Source organism: Mycobacterium sp. 155 (assembly GCF_000373905.1).
Classification (GTDB): Bacteria; Actinomycetota; Actinomycetes; order Mycobacteriales; family Mycobacteriaceae; genus Mycobacterium.
Genome location: NZ_KB892705.1, coordinates 2,542,110 through 2,563,796, shown reverse-complemented (window position 1 = coordinate 2,563,796; position 21,687 = coordinate 2,542,110). Strand labels below are relative to the sequence as shown.

Annotated in this window: 14 protein-coding genes; 11 read left to right on the top strand and 3 right to left on the bottom strand. The window is 66.9% G+C overall.

Annotated elements, in window-relative coordinates; translation table 11 throughout:
- Positions 1–68: 68 nt before the first annotated feature.
- Complete coding sequence (locus B133_RS0112210) at positions 69–2,015, top strand: cytochrome c oxidase assembly protein (protein WP_018601441.1); 1,947 nt, start codon at positions 69–71, stop codon at positions 2,013–2,015.
- Positions 2,016–2,078: 63 nt separating this feature from the next.
- On the opposite strand, the gene B133_RS0112205 is transcribed toward B133_RS0112210, so the two are convergent.
- Positions 2,079–4,310 carry a cation-translocating P-type ATPase gene (locus B133_RS0112205; RefSeq protein WP_018601439.1) on the bottom strand — a complete coding sequence of 744 codons (2,232 nt, stop codon included), beginning with the start codon at positions 4,308–4,310 and terminating at the stop codon, positions 2,079–2,081.
- Between the two features lie 96 nt (positions 4,311–4,406).
- Between B133_RS0112205 and sigC the strand changes: the two genes are divergently transcribed.
- The 3 genes from sigC to B133_RS0112190 all read left to right on the top strand — a co-directional run bounded on the left by sigC (position 4,407) and on the right by B133_RS0112190 (position 7,285).
- Positions 4,407–4,958 carry an RNA polymerase sigma factor SigC gene (sigC, locus tag B133_RS0112200; protein WP_018601437.1) on the top strand — a complete coding sequence of 184 codons (552 nt, stop codon included), beginning with the start codon at positions 4,407–4,409 and terminating at the stop codon, positions 4,956–4,958.
- Between the two features lie 236 nt (positions 4,959–5,194).
- Complete coding sequence (locus B133_RS0112195) at positions 5,195–6,496, top strand: patatin-like phospholipase family protein (protein WP_198290997.1); 1,302 nt, start codon at positions 5,195–5,197, stop codon at positions 6,494–6,496.
- A 162-nt stretch (positions 6,497–6,658) separates the two neighbouring features.
- Positions 6,659–7,285: a dTMP kinase gene (locus B133_RS0112190; protein ID WP_018601434.1), complete on the top strand. Its 627-nt coding sequence runs from the start codon at positions 6,659–6,661 to the stop codon at positions 7,283–7,285.
- Between the two features lie 33 nt (positions 7,286–7,318).
- Here the strand turns inward: B133_RS0112190 and B133_RS0112185 are convergent, their stop codons facing one another.
- Complete coding sequence (locus B133_RS0112185) at positions 7,319–10,603, bottom strand: protein kinase (protein ID WP_018601431.1); 3,285 nt, start codon at positions 10,601–10,603, stop codon at positions 7,319–7,321.
- A gap of 191 nt (positions 10,604–10,794) precedes the next feature.
- Here B133_RS0112185 and mtrA point away from each other — a divergent pair, with 191 nt between their 5' ends.
- From mtrA to secA, 6 genes are all read left to right on the top strand, one after another.
- Positions 10,795–11,481 carry a two-component system response regulator MtrA gene (mtrA, locus tag B133_RS0112180; RefSeq protein WP_018601429.1) on the top strand — a complete coding sequence of 229 codons (687 nt, stop codon included), beginning with the start codon at positions 10,795–10,797 and terminating at the stop codon, positions 11,479–11,481.
- The gene (gene mtrB, locus B133_RS0112175) at positions 11,478–13,124 is read left to right on the top strand and encodes an MtrAB system histidine kinase MtrB (RefSeq protein ID WP_026256323.1); all 1,647 of its coding nucleotides are present in this window, start codon (positions 11,478–11,480) and stop codon (positions 13,122–13,124) included. The genes mtrA and mtrB overlap by 4 nt, the downstream gene beginning before the upstream one ends.
- Before the next feature lie 5 nt (positions 13,125–13,129).
- Entirely contained in the window at positions 13,130–14,881 is a 1,752-nt protein-coding gene (gene lpqB, locus B133_RS0112170) for an MtrAB system accessory lipoprotein LpqB (RefSeq protein ID WP_369751490.1), read from the top strand.
- 55 nt (positions 14,882–14,936) lie between these two features.
- The gene (locus tag B133_RS0112165; protein WP_018601424.1) at positions 14,937–15,566 is read left to right on the top strand and encodes a ComF family protein; all 630 of its coding nucleotides are present in this window, start codon (positions 14,937–14,939) and stop codon (positions 15,564–15,566) included.
- A 313-nt stretch (positions 15,567–15,879) separates the two neighbouring features.
- On the top strand, positions 15,880–16,545 hold the full coding sequence (hpf, locus tag B133_RS0112160; protein ID WP_018601422.1) for a ribosome hibernation-promoting factor, HPF/YfiA family: 666 nt from the start codon (positions 15,880–15,882) through the stop codon (positions 16,543–16,545).
- A gap of 149 nt (positions 16,546–16,694) precedes the next feature.
- The gene (gene secA, locus B133_RS0112155; protein ID WP_018601420.1) at positions 16,695–19,559 is read left to right on the top strand and encodes a preprotein translocase subunit SecA; all 2,865 of its coding nucleotides are present in this window, start codon (positions 16,695–16,697) and stop codon (positions 19,557–19,559) included.
- Here the strand turns inward: secA and B133_RS0112150 are convergent.
- A complete protein-coding gene (locus B133_RS0112150; protein WP_018601419.1) occupies positions 19,556–20,041 on the bottom strand; it encodes an Rv3235 family protein in 486 nt (161 codons plus the stop codon). The genes secA and B133_RS0112150 overlap by 4 nt on opposite strands.
- Positions 20,042–20,242: 201 nt before the next feature.
- Between B133_RS0112150 and B133_RS0112145 the strand changes: the two genes are divergently transcribed.
- Positions 20,243–21,652 (top strand): wax ester/triacylglycerol synthase family O-acyltransferase, encoded by a 1,410-nt coding sequence (locus B133_RS0112145; protein WP_018601417.1) that lies wholly within the window; start codon positions 20,243–20,245, stop codon positions 21,650–21,652.
- Positions 21,653–21,687: the final 35 nt, after the last annotated feature.

Below are 21,687 nucleotides of genomic sequence, written 5' to 3'. Positions count from 1 at the left end.
GAATGTCTACGACAGACGGTCGTAGGCTCGTTGATGAATACCTGTCTCGGACGGAGGACGTCACCCCGGTGCAGTCAAGCCAGAAGTGCCCGCGGGCGAAGAGTGCCGCGGCGGTGGCGATCGCGGCCGCGCTGGCCGGCCTGGTCGCCTACGGCCTGACCGGGCGTGCCGGCGTGTATGCGGCCACCGGTGATTCCTATCCGGGTGCGCTCACCGCTGCGGCGCTACCGGTCGGACAGTTCATCGCCACGCTGTGCGGGGCTGTGTGCCTTGGCGGCCTGCTCTACGTCGTCACCACCGCCCGGCCCGACATCGCCGGGGTGATCGACGAGCGGGCGTTCCGTGTGCACCTGCTGATCGAGCGGGCCGCCGCGGTCTGGGCGGCCACGGCGCTGATCATGGTCGCGGTGTCCGCAGCGAGCGCCGCGGGCGCCGACGTCACGCGGCTTGTGCTGCGCGGCAGCCTGATTCCCGCGATCGTGGCATCGGAGACATCGCGAGCGTGGGTCGTGGTTGCCGCTGCAGCATTTCTCGTGGCAGTTACAGTGCGATTTTCGGTCAAGTGGATCACCCACGTGGTGCTGCTGGTGCCCGCTGTCGTCGCCGTGGTGGCGGTGACGGTCAGCGGTAACGCGGGCCAAGGACCCGACCACGACTATGCGACGAGCACAGCGATCGTTTTCGCCGTCGCATTGGCTGCGCTGGCCGGTTTCAAGGTGGCGGCCGTTACCGGTCCGCCCGCTTCCGAGGTGGCGCGCCGCGTGTTGCTCCTCGAAACCCTCAGCGGTGCCGTCGCGTTCGGTTACGGCGCGATCCTGCTGGCCCTGCTCGCTGGATCCGGCCTGCTGCACACCGGTTACGGGCGGGTCGGACTCGTCGCCGGTACCGTCCTGCTCGCCGTATGGCTGGGTGACGTCATCACCGTGTGGCGTCGCGACAAATCGCCGTACCGCGGGAAGGCCGCGATCGACGCGGTGGCCCTGATCGCGGTGCTGGCACTGCTCGCCGTGATGGCCACCCAACCCGCGCCGCGTCTGCTGGCGCACCGCTTCACCGCCTGGGACGTCTTCCTGGGGTATCAACTGCCCGATCCGCCAAGCGTGCTGACGCTGCTGACCGTGTGGCGGTTCGACACCTTCATCGGTGTGGGCACCATTGTCCTGGCCGGGCTGTACCTTGCCGGATACCTGAGGCTGCGCCGTCGCGGCGACGATTGGCCCGCCGGCCGGCTCGCGGCGTGGTTGGCCGGATGCGCCGTGCTGGTCTTCACCGTCAGTTCCGGGGTGCGGGCGTACGGGTCGGCGATGTTCAGCGTGCACATGGCCGAACACATGACCCTCAACATGTTCATCCCCGTGCTGCTCGTCCTGGGCGGTCCGGTGACCCTGGCGCTGCGTGCGCTACCCGCCGCCGGTGACAGTCGGCCGCCGGGACCCCGGGAATGGCTGCTGTGGCTGGTGCACTCCAAAGTCACGGCGTTCCTGGCGAACCCGATGATCGCGTTCATCCTGTTCGTCGCGTCGCTGTACATCGTGTACTTCACGCCGATCTTCAACACCCTGGCGCGGTACCACTGGGGCCACGAGCTGATGAGCCTGCACTTCCTGCTCGTCGGATATCTCTTCTATTGGGGCATCATCGGTATCGACCCCGGACCGCGGAAGCTGCCGTTCCTGGGCCGCCTCGGACTGCTGTTCGCGGTCATGCCTTTTCACGCCTTCTTCGGCATCGCGACCATGACGATGACCTCGGTGATGGGCGGACCGTTCTACCGCAGCGTGGCGCTGCCGTGGCTGGCCAGCATCGAGGACGACCAGCACCTCGGCGGCGCAATCGCCTGGGGCTCAAGCGAACTTCCGGTCATCATCGTCGTCATCGCGCTGGTGGCCCAGTGGGCGCGTCAAGACCGTCGCGCGGCGTCGCGATCCGACCGCCACGCCGACTCCTCCTATGCCGACGACGAGCTCGACGCCTACAACGCCATGCTGAGGGAACTGTCCCGCGACCGGCACTGAGCGCGTGTGGTGCTCGCGGCGGCAGTAGCCGATTGCTGGTCGGCTCGGCGGACGCACCGCCTGCTATCGACCGAAGTTGCGCAGCCGCAAGCTGTTCGACACGACGAAGAACGACGAGAACGCCATCGCCGCACCCGCGATCAGCGGATTGAGCAGGCCGGCCGCGGCGATCGGGATGGCGGCCACGTTGTAACCGAACGCCCACACCATGTTGACCCTGATCGTGCGCATGGTGGCGGCGGCCAGATCCAGCGCGAGCGGGACGACGTCGAGATTGTCGCGGACCAGAATGATGTCGGCAGCGCCGATCGCGACGTCGGTACCGCGGCCGATCGCCATGCCGAGATCGGCGCAGGCCAGCGCCGGTCCGTCGTTGATGCCGTCGCCGACCATCGCCACGACGCGGCCACGGTCGCGCAATTGCTCGATGACGTCGACCTTGCCCTCGGGCAGGACGTCGGCGATCACCTCGTCTATGCCCACGCGCGCGGCGACCGCGGCGGCCGCCGCCGGGTTGTCGCCGGTCAGCAGGACCGTGCGCAGTCCCCGCTGGTGCAGTGCGGCGACGGCGTCCGCGGCTGAGTCCTTGACGGCGTCGGACACCGCGATGACTCCGCACGGCTCGCCGTCGACCTCGACGAAAACTACAGTGTCACCGCGTGATTCACCGTTGTGACGCCCCGTGGTCAGGGTCGGTGAATCGCATTGCGGGGCGATCCACGACGGTTTACCCACCCGCACGGCCCGGCCGGCTACGTTGCCGCTGACACCGCGGCCGGCAACCGCGCGGAAATCCTCCACGGGCTCGCCGCGGCCACCGGCGGTCGCGATGGCCAGCCCCACGGCGTGTTCGGATGCCGATTCCACGGTCGCCGCCAGGGCCAGCACATCCTCGGGACGCCACCCCGGCACCGCGACCACCGTGGTGACGCTCAACCGGCCCGTCGTCAGGGTGCCGGTCTTGTCGAAGACCACGGTGTCCACGGCGCGGGTGGCCTCCAGCGACTGATGGCCCTTGAGGAAGATGCCGAGCTGGGCGCCGCGGCCGGACGCGACCATCATGGCCGTCGGCGTGGCCAGACCGAGCGCGCACGGGCATGCGATGACCAGCACCGCGAGCGCCGCCGAGAATGCCCGGTCCCCTCCACTGCCGGCGAGCAGCCACGCACTGGCCGTCAGCGCCGACAGCACGAATACCGTGGGCACGAACACCGACGCGACACGGTCGGCGAGGCGTTGCGCGTTGGCCTTCTGTGTCTGGGCTTCCTCGACGAGGCGAACCATGCCGGCGAACCTGGTGTCGGCGCCGACCGCCGCGGCCTCGACGATCAGTCGGCCGTCGAGCACCACGGTGCCGCCGACGACGTTGGAACCTGGATCGGCCCACACCGGTTTGGCCTCGCCGGTCATGGCGCTCATGTCGACGGCCGCGGAGCCCTCGATCACCAGACCGTCGGCGGCGATGGTCTGCCCCGGGCGCACCACGAAGCGCTGCTGCTCTTTGAGTTCGTCGGCCGGGATGAGCATCTCCGAGCCGTCGGCGTGCAGCACCGTGACATCCCTGGCGGACAGCGCCGCGAGCGCCCGCAGCGCCCCGCCCGCCTTCGACTTGGCGCGGGCCTCGAAGTACCGGCCGGCCAGCACGAACACCGTGACCCCGGCAGCCACCTCGAAGTAGATGGCATCGCTGCCCAGCAGCGCCTGCCAGATGCCGCGCCGGTCGGTGCTGTGGTGGGTGCTGAACAGCGTGTAGAGCGACCAGATAGTGGCCGCGGTGATGCCGACCGAGATGAGCGTTTCCATCGAAGCGCTGCGATGCCGGGCATTGCGCAGTGCCACCCGGTGGAACGGCCACGCCGCCCAGGTCACCACCGGCAGTGCCAGCGCGGTGAGCACCCAGGCCCAGCCGGTGAAGCGCGTGCTCGGCACCACGGCGAACATCACCGACAGGTCGGCGAGCGGCACGAACAGTACCGCCGCGACAGCCAACCGGATAAGCAGATGACGCGCGTGATCGGCGTCGGGATCTCCATCGTCGTCGACGCCGGCCTGCCGGGGTGTGGCCTCATACCCGGTCCGCTGCACGACCTCGCAGAGTTCCTGCGCGCCGGTCTGCTCATCGGTGTCGATGGTCGCGACGCGGGTGGCGAAGTTGACCGAGGCCCGCACCCCGGGGACCTTGTTCAGCGCCTTTTCCACCCGGTTGGCACACGCGGCGCAGGACATGCCGGTGACGTCCAGTTGGACCCGCTGGGTGCTCACCGTATCGTCGCGCACCGGCGCCGAACTCGACATCGTGTTGCTTCCTCCTTGCCCATGCGGCCTATGCGCCTAATGGTCGGTGCGACGCGTCGGAAAGTTCCCGGGCGCGATGACCTACGCTGACTAGCCGTGGCGACAGGTGACGACGACCAAATTACCCACCTCGCCAAATCCGCGGGCCGGGGTGACCAGGCCGCACTGTCGCAGTTCATCGAGGCCACCCAACGCGACGTCTGGCGCACGGTTGCCTACCTCGCCGACCCCGGCAGCGCCGACGACCTGACCCAGGAGACATTCCTGCGGGCGATCCGCTCGCTGCCGCGGTTCACCGGTCGGTCCAGTGCCCGCACCTGGCTGCTGTCGATTGCCCGGCGGGTGGTGGTGGACCAGATTCGCTACAACACCAGCCGGCCGCGCACCGTGCATGTGGTGGATCTCGACGAGGTCACGGGTGCGGGCGGGCGCGGTACCCAGATCGAGAACATGGTCGAGATTCGGATGCTGCTGGCCGGCCTGGATGCCGACCGGCGCGAAGCGTTGCTCCTGACCCAGGTGATCGGCATGTCCTACACCGAAGCCGCCGAGGTGTGCGGGTGTCCGGTCGGCACCATCCGGTCTCGGGTGGCGCGCGCCCGCGACGATCTGATGCGTGCTGCGAACGCCGACGACCGCGCCGGCTAGACATCCTCGTCGCCGGCGCCTTCGGGAGACCAAAAGACTTCGTAGTCGGTGCAAAGCCCGATCGACCTACCTTCAACTCTGTCGCACACCCCACGGTGTCCCGCAAAGAGACTCAACGTCCGCGCGCTGGGTATAGTTGTCCCGCTGGTCGGTGGCGTTGCCGGTGGTCGACGGGGCGTGGCATGATCCACGCCGCTCAGGACCGAGCGAACGATGTCGATGAGCGAGGAGCACCGGTGACTGAAGAAGCCCAACCGATCCGGGTGGCGATCGCCTGCCAGGGCGGGGGTAGCCATACCGCCTTCACTGCCGGGGTGCTCGGCCGACTCCTCGAACCCGACGTCACCGATAAGTACAAGATCGTCGGCTTGAGCGGCACCTCGGGTGGGGCGATCTGCGCCCTGCTGAGCTGGACGGCACTGGTGGACAGCCAGCCGCAGAAGGCCGTCGAACTCCTCGAAGGCTTCTGGGCCGACAACGCGACGTCGTCACCGGCCGAGTGGATCATGAACTGGTGGACGGTGTGGGCCGGATACGCAGCGAATTACGTCGCGACGCCACAGATCAGCCCATACATGAACCCGGCGTCGGATTTGGGCCTGAAGCAGATGCGCGACATGCTCGAGACGTGGGTCGACTTCGATCGCCTCAATCACCCTGACGGTGACGACCCGGAATCCGAGCGGCCCATGCTCGTGCTCGGCGCAGTTGACGTCCTGTCGGGGGTTTTCAAGGCGTTCAACAGCCGTAAGGGTGAAATCACCGCGGAAGCGGTGATGGCGTCGTCGGCGCTCCCGAACCTGTTCCGGTCGGTTCCGGTCGGCGACAGCCTGTACTGGGACGGGTTGTTCTCCCAGAATCCGCCGATCCGCGACCTGCTCCCCGCCAAGCCCGACGAGATCTGGGTGATCCAGATCAACGCCCAATCCCGCTCCACCGAACCGACGACCGTCAACGAGATCGCCGACCGACGCAACGAGCTGGCCGGCAATCTGTCGCTCTATCAGGAGTTGCACTTCATCGAGAAGATCGGCCAGATGCTAGAAGCAGGGGTGTTGCGTAGCGCGCAGTACCGACCGATCGCCGTACGAATCATCGAAAAGTCGCGGTCAGAGAAGTCCCGCCGGTTGGGAACTGTGTCGAAGATGAATCGCGATCCGGCATTCCTTCGCGGCCTGATCGACGACGGTGCAGCCACCGCGGACGATTTCGTCACAGCGCTGGACTTCGAGCGGGCCTGGCGGAGCAAAGACGCCGACGGGGTGTTCAAGTTTTTCGCCGACGATTGCAAACTGATTTCTACTGACCCCTTCTCCATCGCATCGTTGCACGGCGACAAGGACGGACTGCACGGCTTCATCACCGAGCAGCTGGCCAGGGAGATCGAAGTCGACATGACGAGGCGCCAGTTCGCCGGCGACGAAGTGCGCTGGCGGGTTCGGTTCTCCGGCGGAGATGCCGGCGAATGCGCAGACGGGCAGGCGGGAGCACGGTTCGAGGACGGCAAGATCGTCCGCTTTACGCTCGGCGCCGGTTGAGGACCGCGACCGGCATCAGCACCGGGAGAAATTGTGTTGTGTGTGCCTTCTCCAAAACTGTGATGGTGCAGTGCTCACCACCAGCTGCTCAGCGACCAGCGTCCCGCTACCGAATCGCTATCCGTTCGAGGCTCGCCGATCAACTCCCATTAGGCTCGCGGCGTGCTGATCGCGATCGAGGGCGTCGACGGTGCCGGCAAACGCACGCTGACCAACGGGCTACGCGCGGCGTTCGAATCCGCGCACAAGTCAGTCGGCAGCCTGGCGTTTCCGCGTTATCACCAGTCCGTGCCCGCGGACCTGGCTGCCGAAGCGCTGCACGGCGCACACGGTGACCTCGCCGGGTCGGTGCACGCGATGGCGGTGCTGTTCGCGTTGGACCGGGCCGGTGCGCGTGAGGAGATCGAGCATCTGCGCTCCGCCCACGATGTCGTCATCCTCGACCGTTACGTCGCCTCCAACGCCGCCTACAGTGCGGCCCGGTTGCACGAGGGCGCCGACGGGGCAGTGGTGTCCTGGGTGCGTGAGCTCGAATACGAGCGGTTGAAGCTGCCGGTCCCGGACTGGCAGGTGCTGCTGAACGTGCCGACCGAACTCGCCGTACAGCGCGCCGAGCACCGGGCCAACACCGAGGCCGACCGGGCCAAGGACGCCTACGAGCGCGACGGTGGGCTGCAACAGCGCACCGGTGAGGTGTACGCGGCGCTGGCCGCGGCCGACTGGTGCGGACGGTGGGTGATTGCGGGCCCCGACGTTGATCCCGCGGCACTGGCGCTGAAGTTGAACTGATGCGGGGCGTCGCAGTTGAACTGACACGGCCCGTTAGGGCGCCAGAGAGTCCTTTCCGCGCTGCTCGACGACCCATACCGCGATCTGGGTGCGGGAGATGAAGCCGAGCTTGCCGAGAATGTGCTCGATGTGCGCCTCCACGGTGCGGCGCGCAATCACGAGCTTTGCGGCGATTTCCTTGTTGGTCATGCCCTCGGCGATCAGCGCGGCGACCTCGCGTTCCCGTCGGGTCAGCGCATCGTTCGGCCGCGGTGACGCTACGGTCGCCGGCGACGGCGTGCGTTCGGAGAGTGCGTAACCGATCGCAGCGTCGGTGCGCATCTGGTGGCCGCTCTCGAACTCAGCGTCGTATGCCTTGCGCCCCAGCGCCTGCTGGACGCGCTCCTGCTGCTGGTTGTGCACCGACACGAGGTGGCGCATGCCGTACAGGGGTGCGCCGATCCGCCGCCACAGCCGGTCGGCCGCGCCCAGCAGCCGGGCCGCGCGCCGGGGCTCCGGCTCGCCGCCGGCCGCCCACGCCAGGATCTCCAAGCAGAAGGCGATCACCCACTGCTCGCTGAACTCGCGGGCCAACCGCAGGCTCTCCAGCGCCGAGTCGGCGGCGCGCTCGCCATCGCCTTGCAGCCACGCGACGAGTGCGCGGTCCCACAGCATGTACGACTTCATCCAGCGCTCGCCGAGCGCGTCGCACAGTGCCACGGCGTCCGTGCAGACCTGCATGGCGGACTTCATGTCGCCGAGCAGCGTGGTTACGCCCACGAGATAGAAGCTGGCGTCGAGGGTGCCAAGCTTGCTGCCTGTGGCGCGATGCCGGTCCAGCGCTTCTGCGAGCAGGCGCCGCGCCGCAGGCAGGTCTCCCTCGGACATCTTCGTCATACCGTCCAGCTGCACCGCCCATGCCGCCGCATCGGTGTCGCCCAGCTGCTCGGCGAGCGGCGTGCACTCCTCGAGCATCGCCCTGGCCGCACCTATGTTCTCTTCGAGCGTGGACAGATATCCGGTCACCCACAGCGCACGTGCCCGAATGTCGCTGGGCTGCGTGTCCAGCGCCAGCCCGCGCTCCAGCCAGCGGCGCCCTTCACTGGTCAGCCCAGATGCGATCCAGAAGAACCACAACGCGCTGGCCATCCGCAAGCCAGTGGCGGCCTCGTCCGGCTCCGTGAAGCAGAATTCGAACGCGATACGGAGGTTGCTGTGTTCGTGGTGCAGCGTATTGAGCCACCTGCCCTGTTCGGGGCCCAGCCAGTCCGCCCGCACCCGTTCGACGAGGTCGGCGAAGTAGTCTCGGTGGCGTCGGCGCTGCACATGCTCGTCACCGTCGGCGCGCAGCCGCTCCAGCCCGTACTGGCGGATGGTCTCCAGCAATCGGTACCGCTGATGACCGTCCAGCTGTTCGGAGATCACGATCGACTTGTCCACCAGCGTCGCCAGCACACCGAGTACGTCCTGCTCGTCGAGCTCATCGCTCGAGCAGGTCGCTTCTGCCGCGGACAGGCTGAATCCGCCGGAGAACACCGATAGTCGCGCCCACAACAGCCTCTCCTGCTCCGAGCACAGCTCGTGGCTCCATTCGATCGACGCCCGCAGGGTCTGATGCCGTGGCAGCACACCGGGGCTACCCGCCGTGAGCAGCCTGAAGCGGTCCTCGAGCCGGTCCAGGATCTCGTTCGGCGAGAGGGCGCGAAGCCGCACCGCGGTCAGCTCGATTGCCAGTGGGATCCCGTCCAACCGCTGGCAGATGCGCGAGATCGTCTCGGCATTCTCCTCGGTCAATGCGAATTCCGGCTGCACCGCGGTCGCGCGGTCGACGAACAGCGTCACCGCCTCGTACTGGCCGAGCTCCTCCGGCGGCAGCCGCACCTCGTCGGGCATGGACATCGTCGGAATCTGGAAGATGTACTCCCCGGTCAGCCCGAGGGCCTGCCTGCTAGTGGCGAGAATGCGTACACCAGCCGCGCCGTGCAGCACCGCCTCGGCGACCATGGCGCAGGCGTCGCGCAGATGCTCGCAGTTGTCCAGCACCAGCAGCAGGTTTTTGTCCGACAGGTATTCCACCAGGGCAGGCGTGGGCAATCGCCCGCTGCGGTTGTGCAGTCCGAGCGTGCTCGCGATGGTCTGGGCGAGCAGTGCCTCGTCCTTCAGCTCCGCCAATTCCACCAACCACACGCCGTCGGGGAAAGCGCGTTGCAGATCCGCGGCAACACGCAGAGACAGCCGAGTCTTGCCCGCGCCGCCGACACCGGTGAGAGTGACCAGCCGCGACGCCGAGAGTAGTCGCTTGATCTTGGCGATCTCCTGGCGACGTCCGATGAAATTGGTCAGTTCCGCCGGAAGATTGCCCTTGGGGCGCACACTCGACGGTGATTCGGCTTTCCAGGCCGTGTCCTGTTGCGCCGTGTCCTGGTGAGCCGCACCCAATTCGGCGTGCACGGCCATATCGTCGACGGCGAAGCCATGGAGGCGTTGGGACTCACGCAGGAGGCGGCCCAGTTCCGCAGCGGACGGTCGGCACTCCGGGTCGTCGGACATCGTTTGCTCGATGATCACGCTGACGTCCTCAGGGACGCCGTGCTCACGTGGATTCGGGATGGGCTCGGTGGTGATCCTCAGGAACTGGGCCACCATCTGCTCACCGCTGCGTCGTTCGAACGCGGCGTGACCGGTGAGCGCCGCGAACAGGGTCGCGCCGAGTCCGTAGACGTCCGCGGCCGGACTTGGAGGCCGTCCCACGATGACCTCTGGCGCGGAGAAGGCCGGTGAACCTGTCACGAGACCGGTGGCGGTCTCGAAGCCTCCCGCGACGTGGGCGATGCCGAAGTCCGTCAGTGCCGGCTCGCCGTAATCGGTGAGCAGGACATTTCCCGGTTTGACATCGCGATGCACGATACCCAGGCGGTGCGCGGCATCCAGGGCGCCGGCCAGCTTCACCCCGAGCCGCAGCACGTCCTTCAGCGGAAGTGGACCATGATCACGAATCCGCGTGTGCAGAGAGTCCTGGGGGTGATAGGGCATGACGAGGAAAGGATGGCCGCTGTCGGTGGTGCCCACCTCGAGGACATACACGATGTTGGGGTGCCCGGTCATCCGGCCCACCGCACGCTGTTCGCGATAGAACCGCGCGCAATTCTCCTCGTCGAGGTCTGCCGTGAGGACCTTGACCGCTACCGTGCGGTCAAGCGAGGGCTGGGTGCAGCGGTAGACGACGCCAAAACCGCCGCGGCCGATCTCTTCAGCGTCTTCGAATCCGGCAGCTGCCAATTCCGCCGTGATGGAACCTGAAACGGCGTATTGCGTCACGAATGGATCGACATCGGCCATCGAAACCTCGATTCATCCGAGACGCCGGCCCAGTTGCTACATCAGCCATATCGCGATGATCTACGCCTAAGCATATCCCCGGTTGCGCGGACGATTACCGTGTCGCAACCGTCTGATGCACTGGATCGAGCCGGTGCGCCGCCAAGATCACCGCGTGTGGTACCCGAGTTTTATCGCACTCTGGTGACACCATGGACACCATGAGGCAAAGGATCCTTGTCGTCGACGACGACCCATCGCTGGCCGAGATGCTCACCATCGTGTTGCGTGGCGAGGGTTTCGACACCGCGGTCATCGGCGACGGCAGCCAGGCGCTCACCGCCGTCCGCGAGCTGCGACCGGATCTGGTGCTGCTGGACCTGATGCTGCCCGGCATGAACGGCATCGACGTGTGCCGGGTGCTGCGGGCCGATTCCGGTGTGCCCATCGTGATGCTGACCGCCAAGACAGATACCGTCGACGTGGTCCTCGGGCTGGAGTCCGGCGCGGACGACTACGTGATGAAGCCGTTCAAGCCGAAGGAATTGGTGGCACGGGTGCGGGCGCGGTTGCGCCGCAACGAAGATGAGCCGGCCGAGCTGCTGTCGATCAGCGACGTGGAGATCGACGTGCCGGCCCACAAGGTGACCCGGCAGGGTGAGCAGATTTCATTGACACCGCTGGAATTCGACCTGCTGGTGGCGTTGGCACGCAAACCGCGACAGGTGTTTACTCGTGATGTGCTGCTCGAACAGGTGTGGGGATATCGACACCCCGCTGACACCCGTTTGGTGAACGTGCATGTCCAGCGGTTGCGGGCCAAGGTCGAGAAAGACCCGGAGAACCCACAGGTGGTGCTGACCGTTCGAGGAGTGGGATACAAGGCCGGACCCCCGTGATATTTGGCTCCAGACGGCGCATCCGTGGGCGCTGGGGAGGTTCCGGCCCACTGTTGCGCGGATTGGGGACACTGGGCCGGGCTGTTGGTCTGATTTGGCGCCGCTCGCTGCAATTGCGCGTGGTGACGCTGACGCTCGGACTCTCCCTTGCCGTCATCCTGGTACTGGGCTTCGTGCTGACCAGTCAGATCACCGACCGGATCCTGGAAGTCAAGGTCAAGGCCGCCACCGAAGAGGTCGAGCGGGCCCGAAACACGGTCAGCGGCATCGTCGGTGGGGAAGAGTCGCGGTCCCTGGACAGCAGCCTGCAGCTGGCGCGCAACACCCTCATCGACCGCAAGGCCGACGTCCGTGGTGATCTCGCGGGCGCGTTCGACGCGGTGCTAGTGGTCCCGGGCGACGGGCCACGAGCGGCCACTGCCGCGGGCCCGGTCGCCCAGGTGCCCAACGCATTACGCGATTTCGTCAAGGCCGGCCAGGTCAGCTACCAGTACGCCACGGTGCACACCGAAGGGTTTACCGGGCCCGCGCTGGTCGTCGGCACCCCGGTCTCGTCGTCGGTGCCCAATCTTGAGCTCTACCTGATCTTTCCGCTGAACAACGAAGAAAGCACCATCTCGTTGGTGCGCGGCACCATGGCCACCGGCGGCGTCGTGCTGCTCGGCCTGCTCGCCGCCATCGCGTTGGTGGTGGCGCGCCAGATCGTGCAGCCTGTGCGTTCGGCGTCGCGCATCGCCGAGCGGTTCGCCGAGGGGCATCTCACCGAGCGGATGCCGGTGCGCGGCGAGGACGACATGGCGCGGCTCGCGGAGTCGTTCAACGACATGGCCGAGAGCCTGTCCCGGCAGATCCAACAGCTCGAGGAGTTCGGTAACCTGCAGCGCCGCTTCACCTCCGACGTCAGCCATGAGCTGCGCACCCCGCTGACCACCGTGCGGATGGCGGCCGATCTGATCTACGACCACAGTGACGACCTCGACCCGGCGCTGCGCCGTTCGACCGAGCTGATGGTCAACGAGCTCGACCGCTTCGAGACGCTACTGGCCGACCTGCTGGAGATCTCTCGGCACGACGCGGGTGTGGCCGAACTGTCGGTCGAGTCGGTGGATCTGCGCGGCACCGTGCGCAGCGCGCTCGACAATGTCGGGCACCTGGCGGCCGACGCCGACATCGAACTGGACGTCGACATGCCGCGCGAGGAGGTGATCGCCGAAGTGGATCCCCGTCGGGTGGAGCGGATTCTGCGCAATCTCATCGCCAACGCGATCGACCACGCCGAACACAAGCCGGTGCGGATCCGGATGGCCGCCGACGAGGACACCGTCGCCGTCACCGTCCGCGACTTCGGCGTCGGGCTGCGTCCCGGCGAGGAGAAGTTGGTGTTCAGCAGGTTCTGGCGATCCGACCCGTCGCGCGTCCGACGCTCCGGCGGCACCGGCCTGGGCCTGGCGATCAGCATCGAGGATGCCCGGCTGCATCAGGGCAGGCTGGAAGCCTGGGGTGAGCCGGGCAAGGGCGCCTGCTTCCGGCTGACCCTGCCGTTGGTTCGCGGCCACAAGGTGACCGCAAGTCCCTTGCCGCTCAAACCGATTGAGCCGCAACATAACCCACACCGACCGGTCCGGGAAGAGGAGAACGTGTGAAGCGCGTGCTGGCCGCGCCGATCATCGGCCTGGTGGTGCTCACGTCCAGCTGTGCGGGAATCCCCAGCACATCCTCACCCCAGGCGATCGGCACCGTCGAGCGCCCGGCGCCGCAGAATCTGCCCAAGCCGTCTCCGGAGATGGACCCCGACGTGTTGCTGCGGGAATTCCTCAAGGCCACAGCCGATCCTGCGAATCGTCATCTGGCCGCCCGGCAGTTTCTCACCGAATCTGCGTCGAGTTCCTGGGACGACGCCGGCAGCGCCCTGTTGATCGACCGGGTCGTGTTCGTCGAAACCCGTAGCTCAGACCGGGTTTCGGTGACCATGCACGCCGACATCCTCGGATCGTTCTCGGATCTCGGCGTATTCGAGACAGGGGAGGGTGCGCTGCCCGACCCGGGCCCGATCGAGTTGATCAAGACCAGCGGCGGGTGGCGCATCGACAAGCTGCCCAACGGTGTTTTCCTTGACTGGCAACAGTTTCAGTCCACCTACAAGCGCAACAACCTGTACTTCGTGGACCCGACCGGCAATACCGTCGTGCCCGACCCGCGCTACGTTGCGGTGTCCGACCCCGACCAGCTGGCCACCGAGCTGATCTCCAAGCTGATCGCCGGTCCGCGGCCCGAGATGGCCAAGTCGGTGGACAACCTGCTGGGCGCGCCGCTGAAACTGCGCGGCCCGGTCACGCGTGCGGACGGCGGCAAGACGGGTGTCGGTCGCGGCTACGGCGGTGCCCGTATCGATCTGGAGAATTTGCCGGCCGGAGATCCGCACAGCAGACAACTGCTGGCCGCCCAGATCATCTGGACGTTGGCGCGTGCAGGCATCAGTGGGCCCTACGTGATCAACGCCGACGGTGCGCCGCTCGACGACCGGTTCGCCGATGGCTGGGAAACCTCCGACGTCGCGGCCACCGATCCGGGGGCCGCCCCGGGCGCAGCAGCGGGGTTGCATGCACTGGTAGGCGGGTCGCTCGTGTCGCTGGAGGGGCAGGCGGCGCCACGGGTCTCGGGTTCCTTCGGGCTTGCGCCGAACCAGGTCTCGGCGTCGGTGTCACGCAACGGGCAGGAGGCTGCCTCTGTGGTGGTGGCACCGCCCGGCGCGCCCAATGCCGGCGCCACCCTGTGGATCGGCCCGCTGGGCGGCGGCGCAGCGCAGGCCATGGAGGGCCACACGCTGTCACGACCGAGCTGGGCGTTGGACCAGGCGGTCTGGGTGGTGGTCGACGGCATCAACGTGGTCCGCGCCATTCAGGACGCCTCCGGTGCCCCGGCCCGGATTCCGGTCGACACCACGGCGGTGGCCACTCGATACCCCGGGCCGATCACCGACCTGCAGCTGTCCCGTGACGGCACCCGGGCGGCGATGGTCATCAGCGGTCAGGTGATCCTGGCCGGTGTCGAGCAGAACCAGGACGGACAGTTCCAGCTGACCTATCCGCGCCGGCTCGGCTTCGGGCTTGGCAACACCGTGGTGTCGTTGGCCTGGCGGACCGGCGATGACATCGTGGTCTCGCGCACCGATCCGCAGCACCCCGTGTCCTACGTCAACATCGACGGGGTCAACTCCGACGGGCCGAGCCGCAATCTGGTGATGCCGGTGACCACCGTGGCCGCTAACCCGTCGACGGTGTACGTGGCCGATCAGCGTGGCGTACTGCAGCTTTCGGCGTCGGCCAGCAGCGACAACCCCGGCTGGTCGGAGGTGCACCCGTTGATGGTGGCCGGCGCGATACCCGTGCTGCCGGGCTGAGCCGATCCCGTTCGCCGGTCCGGCGTCTGTCGGTCCCTGCGCGCACACTGCCAGCATGCTCGACCTGATCCTGCCGCTGGAATGCGGCGGCTGCGGCGCCCCGGCCACGCCGTGGTGCCCGGCGTGCGCGTCGGTGCTCACGGTGCGTTCCGACGAACCGCACCTGGTCACCCCGCGTACCGATCCTGGCGTACCGGTGTTCGCGCTGGGGCGTTACGCGGGCGCCAGGCGCGCCGCCATCGTGGCCGCCAAGGAGCGGGGACGCACGGACCTCGTGGCACCGCTGGCGGCCGCACTGAGGGTTGGGCTGGATCGGTTACTGACCTGGGGTGTCGTCGGCGCGCCGCTGGACGTGGTGCCCGCGCCCACCCGCAGGCTCGCCGCCCGCCGTCGTGGTGGCGACCCCGTCACCGCGATGGCCATCGCGGCGTGCGCGGGTCGCCCCGGGGTGCGAACCGTGCCGGCGCTGCGGCTGCGGCCTTGGGTCCGTGATTCCGTCGGGCTTTCCAGCGCCGCTCGGCAGCGCAACATCGCCGGGCGGGTCCGTTTGGTGGCCGGTGTGACCGGCGAGGTGCTGCTCGTCGACGACATCGTGACGACCGGTGCCACCGCAGCCGAGTCGGTGCGTGTACTGCGCGGCGCGGGGGTCTTCGTGGCGGGCGTGTTGGTGCTCGCACATGCCTGACACAGGCGGCAACTGCCGCGCAATCAAACGGAAATGAAGAACTGGAAACATGTCGTCGAAATCGGTGGCACGAACCGGTGAACACGGACTACCGTCGGCAGCAACGATCCGTGAACACCTCACGGCGGCGCTCCGTCACCGCGCTACTTCACCGCACATAACCATTGCAAGGTAGGAGGTGAGTTACCCGACACTTGCGCCGATGGGCGGAGCGACAGAACTCTGATCCATCGCCGCGATTCGTTAGAGCCCGGCACGCAAACCGCGTGCAACGAGTGAGAGAAACGAGTTGCCAAGTATGTCAACCAATTCCATGGATTCAGTCCGCACCGTGGTGGTCGAGGATCATGACGCCGACGCCAACCTGGAACCCGACGCCGAAGTTGTGGTCAAGGGGCGCAACGTGGAGGTTCCCGATCATTTCCGTATCTATGTAGCGGAGAAACTGTCGCGCCTGGAGCGATTCGACCGGACCATCTACCTTTTCGACGTCGAACTTGACCACGAACGCAACCGACGACAACGCAAGAACTGTCAACATGTGGAAATCACCGCTCGAGGTCGGGGCCCAGTAGTCCGCGGCGAGGCCTGCGCGGACAGTTTCTACGCGGCCCTTGAATCAGCGGCCGACAAGCTCGAGGCCCGACTGCGCCGCAGCAAGGACCGCCGCAAGATCCACTACGGCGACAAGACGCCGGTATCGCTGCACGAAGCGACTGCCCAGGATCCCGTCCTGGGAGAGCCGGGTGCGACGTCGGTGATCGACACCGGCGAACCCGCATACCTCGACGATCACGAACCCGGCCGGGTGGTACGCATTAAGGAGCACCCAGCCCGGCCTATGACCGTGGACGACGCCCTCTATGAGATGGAACTGGTCGGCCACGATTTCTTCCTGTTCCACGACAAGGAGTGCGACAAACCGACGGTGGTGTACCGGCGGCACGCCTACGACTACGGCTTGATCCGCCTCGCCTGATCGACCAGGCCGGCCGCAAACGCACCTCGGAGCGATCCGGGGTGCGTTTTCGTCTCCGCCGGTGAGTGCAACCGGGGATTTCGACCGGTCACCTACGATGGACCACGATCAACACTCGAAGATCCATCGATACCCACAGGGGATATAGCGTGCTGTCGAAGTTGCTCCGTTTCGGTGAAGGCCGCATGGTCAAGCGCCTCAAGAAGGTGTCTGAGTATGTCGACACCCAGGCCTCCGACGTCGAGAAGCTCTCTGACGCCGAGCTGCGGGCCAAGACCGACGAATTCAAGAAGCGGATCGCCGACGGCGAGCAGCTCGATGACCTGCTGCCCGAGGCGTTCGCGGTGGCCCGCGAAGCGGCCTGGCGTGTGCTCAGCCAGCGCCACTTCGACGTCCAGGTGATGGGTGGTGCGGCGCTGCACTTCGGCAACGTCGCCGAGATGAAGACCGGTGAGGGCAAGACCCTGACCGCGGTGCTCCCGGCCTATCTCAACGCGCTGAGCGGCAAGGGTGTGCACGTCGTCACCGTCAACGACTATCTCGCCAAGCGCGACAGTGAGTGGATGGGCCGAGTGCACCGTTTCCTCGGCCTTGATGTCGGCGTGATCCTGTCAGGACTTACGCCGGAGGAGCGTCGGGTCGCCTATGCGGCCGACATCACCTACGGCACCAACAACGAGTTCGGCTTCGACTACTTGCGCGACAACATGGCGCATTCGACCGAGGACATGGTGCAGCGCGGCCACAACTTCGCCATCGTCGATGAGGTCGACTCGATCCTCATCGACGAGGCCCGTACCCCGCTGATCATCTCCGGCCCGGCCGACGGCGCGTCGAACTGGTACACCGAGTTCGCCCGGCTGGCTCCGTTGATGAAGAAAGACGTCCACTACGAGGTGGACATCAAGAAGCGCACCATCGGCGTGCACGAGCTGGGTGTGGAGTTCGTCGAGGACCAGCTCGGTATCGACAACCTCTACGAGGCGGCTAACTCGCCGCTGGTCAGCTACCTCAACAATGCGCTGAAGGCCAAGGAGCTGTTCGAGCGCGACAAGGAGTACATCGTCCGCGACGGCGACGTGCTCATCGTCGACGAGTTCACCGGCCGCGTGCTGCTGGGGCGGCGCTACAACGAGGGCATGCACCAGGCCATCGAGGCCAAGGAGCACGTCGAGATCAAGGCCGAGAACCAGACGCTGGCCACCATCACACTGCAGAACTACTTCCGGCTCTACGACAAGCTCTCCGGCATGACCGGTACGGCTGAGACCGAGGCCGCCGAGCTCCACGAGATCTACAAGCTGGGTGTGGTGCCGATCCCCACCAACAGGCCGATGGTCCGCGCTGATCAGTCCGATCTGATCTACAAGACCGAGGAAGCCAAGTACATCGCCGTCGTCGACGACGTCGCGGAGCGCTACGAAAAGGGTCAGCCGGTGCTGATCGGCACCACCAGCGTCGAGCGTTCGGAATATCTGTCGCGCCAGTTCAGCAAGCGCAAAATCCCGCACAACGTGCTCAACGCGAAATACCACGAGCAGGAGGCCGGCATCATCGCCGAGGCGGGCCGGCTGGGCGCCATCACTGTGGCCACCAACATGGCCGGCCGCGGCACCGACATCGTGCTGGGTGGCAACGTCGACTTCCTGGCCGACAAGCGGCTGCGCGAACAGGGTCTGGACCCGGTCGAGACGCCGGAGGACTACGAGTCCGCGTGGGACGACACGCTCACGAAGATCAAGGACGAGGCCGACGAAGAAGCCGAAAAGGTCGTCGCCGCGGGGGGCCTGTACGTGCTGGGCACCGAGCGTCATGAGTCGCGCCGCATCGACAACCAGTTGCGAGGGCGCTCCGGTCGCCAGGGCGACCCGGGCGAGTCCCGGTTCTACCTGTCCCTGGGCGACGAGCTCATGCGGCGGTTCAACGGCGCGACGCTGGAATCGCTGCTGACCAGGCTCAACCTGCCCGATGACGTGCCGATCGAGGCCAAGATGGTCACCCGCGCCATCAAGAGCGCACAGACCCAGGTCGAGCAGCAGAACTTCGAGGTCCGTAAGAACGTCCTCAAGTACGACGAGGTGATGAACCAGCAGCGCATGGTCATCTACAAGGAACGCCGCAAGATCCTCGAGGGTGAGAACCTGCAGGAGCAGGCCCACGACATGCTGGTCGATGTCGTCACCGCCTACGTCGACGGCGCCACCGCCGAAGGCTACGCCGAGGACTGGGACCTGGAAACCTTGTGGACGGCGCTCAAGACCCTGTACCCGGTCGGCATCGATCACCACGATCTGGTGGATTCCAGTGCCGTCGGGGAGGCCGGTGAGCTCACTCGCGAGGAGCTGCGCGAAACCCTGATCAAAGATGCCGAGCGGGCCTACGCCGAACGCGAGAAGCAGCTGGAGGCGATTGCCGGCGAGGGCGCCATGCGTCAGCTGGAACGCAACGTGCTGCTCAACGTGATCGACCGCAAATGGCGCGAGCACCTCTACGAGATGGACTACCTCAAAGAGGGCATCGGCCTGCGGGCGATGGCGCAGCGCGACCCGTTGGTGGAATACCAGCGCGAGGGCTACGACATGTTCGCCGGCATGCTCGACGCGCTCAAGGAGGAGTCGGTCGGGTTCCTGTTCAACGTGCAGGTCGAAGCCGCCCCTGCTCCGGCGGTGGCCCCGGTGGCCGCCCCGCAGGGCCTCGCCGAGTTCGCCGCAGCGGCCGCGGAGCGGGCCTCGGCATCATCGGATTCCGCCGGCCGACCCGAGCCTGCCGCCGTCGCCACCAAGGAACGTCCGGCTGCGTTGCGGGCCAAGGGCATCGACGATGAGCGGACCGACAACGGCGCACCTGCGCTGACCTACAGCGGGCCTTCCGAGGACGGGTCCGTGGAGGTGCAACGCTCGGGTTCCGGCGGGGGTCGGCACGCGGCACCGTCCGGTGGTACCCGTCGGGAGCGCCGGGAAGCGGCGCGCCGGCAGGCCAAGACCGGTAAGCCGAGTTCGCACCGCAAGGGTTAGCCGACCTGCAGGGCAGTCAGTTGCCAACGGCCGCTGCGCAATTCGATTCTTGCAGCGATGGCGTGCACTCGCGGCCCGCGGCTGAAGGTGGCGAACACCTCTGCCCCGCCGGGCCCCGGTGCAGTGCGTAACCGCACCCGGCGCAGGGTTGCTGCTGCCGGTTGCCGAGCCGGTGGAAGGGCCAGCACTGCGTCGAGCACCTGAGAGCTCATCAGCGGCCGCAGCTGTGCAGGCGGCCGGCGTCGGTCAACGACCTCCAGCACTCGGCGCAGCGCCAGCTCGGCGAACTGTGCCGCCCCGGTCTGCGGTGGAAGGTCCGCCGGCGGCTCGACCAACCGCAACCGGCGTGGGCTCGGCCGGTGCAGTGTCGTGGGCGCCGGGCACGGCGTGAGAGCCACCGGGCCGAGCGGCCGCGGGGGCGGCTCACAGTCGACCACTGGGGCGGTCAACGACAACGTGGGGGTGGTTTCCGGGATGGGCACGGCAATCTCCAGCAGTGGGAACAGGCGGGACGCATCTGCTGGAGAGGTGCAGACCTGTCCATCATCGCACGCTCGAATTGCTGGCACGCGCGCCAGTTTCGCCGGATACCGTGACAGCCCCCAGCACCCGTGATGCGTGCCATCAGCACGGCCGGTTACCGTGACGGGGTTCCTGGCGACTGAAGGGGAGGTTGGCGCCGCATGGTGAGCAGGCTGTCGGCGTCCGACGCGACGTTCTACCACCTGGAGAACTCTTCGACTCCAATGTATGTGGGGTCGCTGGAGATCCTGCGCAAACCTCGGGCCGGGCTGAGCTACGAGACGCTGCTGGCGACCGTCGAACGGCGGCTGCCGCAGATTCCCCGGTACCGCCAGAAGGTGCGGGAGGTGACTCTGGGGCTGGCCCGACCGGTTTGGGTCGACGACCGTGACTTCGATATCACCTATCACATCCGTCGCTCGGCGCTGCCATCTCCGGGTAGCGATGCGCAGCTGCACGATCTGGTCGCGCGGCTGGGTTCCCGACCGCTGGACAAGACGCGTCCGCTGTGGGAGATGTACCTTGTCGAGGGCCTCACGAAGAACCGGATCGCCATCTACACCAGGTCCCACCAGGCATTGGTGAACGGGATGACGGCCCTGGAGATCGGCCACGTGATCGCCGACCGCACCCAGAAGCCGCCGGAGTTCGGCGAGGACATCTGGATTCCGGCCCGTGAACCCAGCGACAGGAAGCTCGTGCTCGGCGCCATCGGCGAGTGGATCGCCCGGCCGACCAGCCAGCTGGCGGCCGTGCGGGACGCCGTCATCGACGTGGCCACCAACAGTGGTGAGCTGGCCGCCGTCGGGCGCCGGGTGGCCGATGTGGTCCGCACCGTGGCCCGTGGCACTGCGCCCAGCAGCCCGTTGAACGCCACGGTGTCGCGCAATCGCCGGTTCACTGTGGCCGAGCATCGGCTGGAGGATTACCGGACGGTGCGAGCCCGCTACGACTGCGACATCAACGACGTGGTGCTCGCGGTGGTGGCCGGGGCGCTGCGCAACTGGTTGCTGTCTCGCGGCGAGCCGGTGACGCCCACCACCACGGTGCGGGCGATGGCGCCGATGTCGGTGTATCCGGACGCCGAATTGGATTCGACGGCACCCGGCCAGGCGATCAGTGAGGTGTCTCCGTTCCTGGTCGACCTGCCGGTGGGGGAGGGTAACCCCGTCGTGCGGCTATCCCAGATCGCCCACGCCACCGAATCACACTCCACCGCAGCCAGTCTGGTCGATGCGCGCACCATCGTCACGCTGTCGGGGTTCGCTCCGCCGACGTTGCATGCCATGGGGATTCGGGTGGCCACCGGCTTCTCGGCACGGCAGTTCAATCTGCTGATCACCAATGTGCCTGGGGCGCAGAAGCAGATGTACGTCGCGGGGACCAAGCTGCTGGAGACCTACGCGGTACCGCCGCTGCTGCAGAACCAGGTGTTGGCGATCGGTGTGACTTCCTACAACGGCATGCTGTACTTCGGGATCAACGCCGACCGCGACGCCATGAGCGATGTCGACGTGGTGCCGAGCCTGCTGCGCGAGTCGCTGGAGGAGCTGCTCGATGCGGCCAGATGAGGCCGTCGACATCCCGCACCGCGGAATGCACTCCT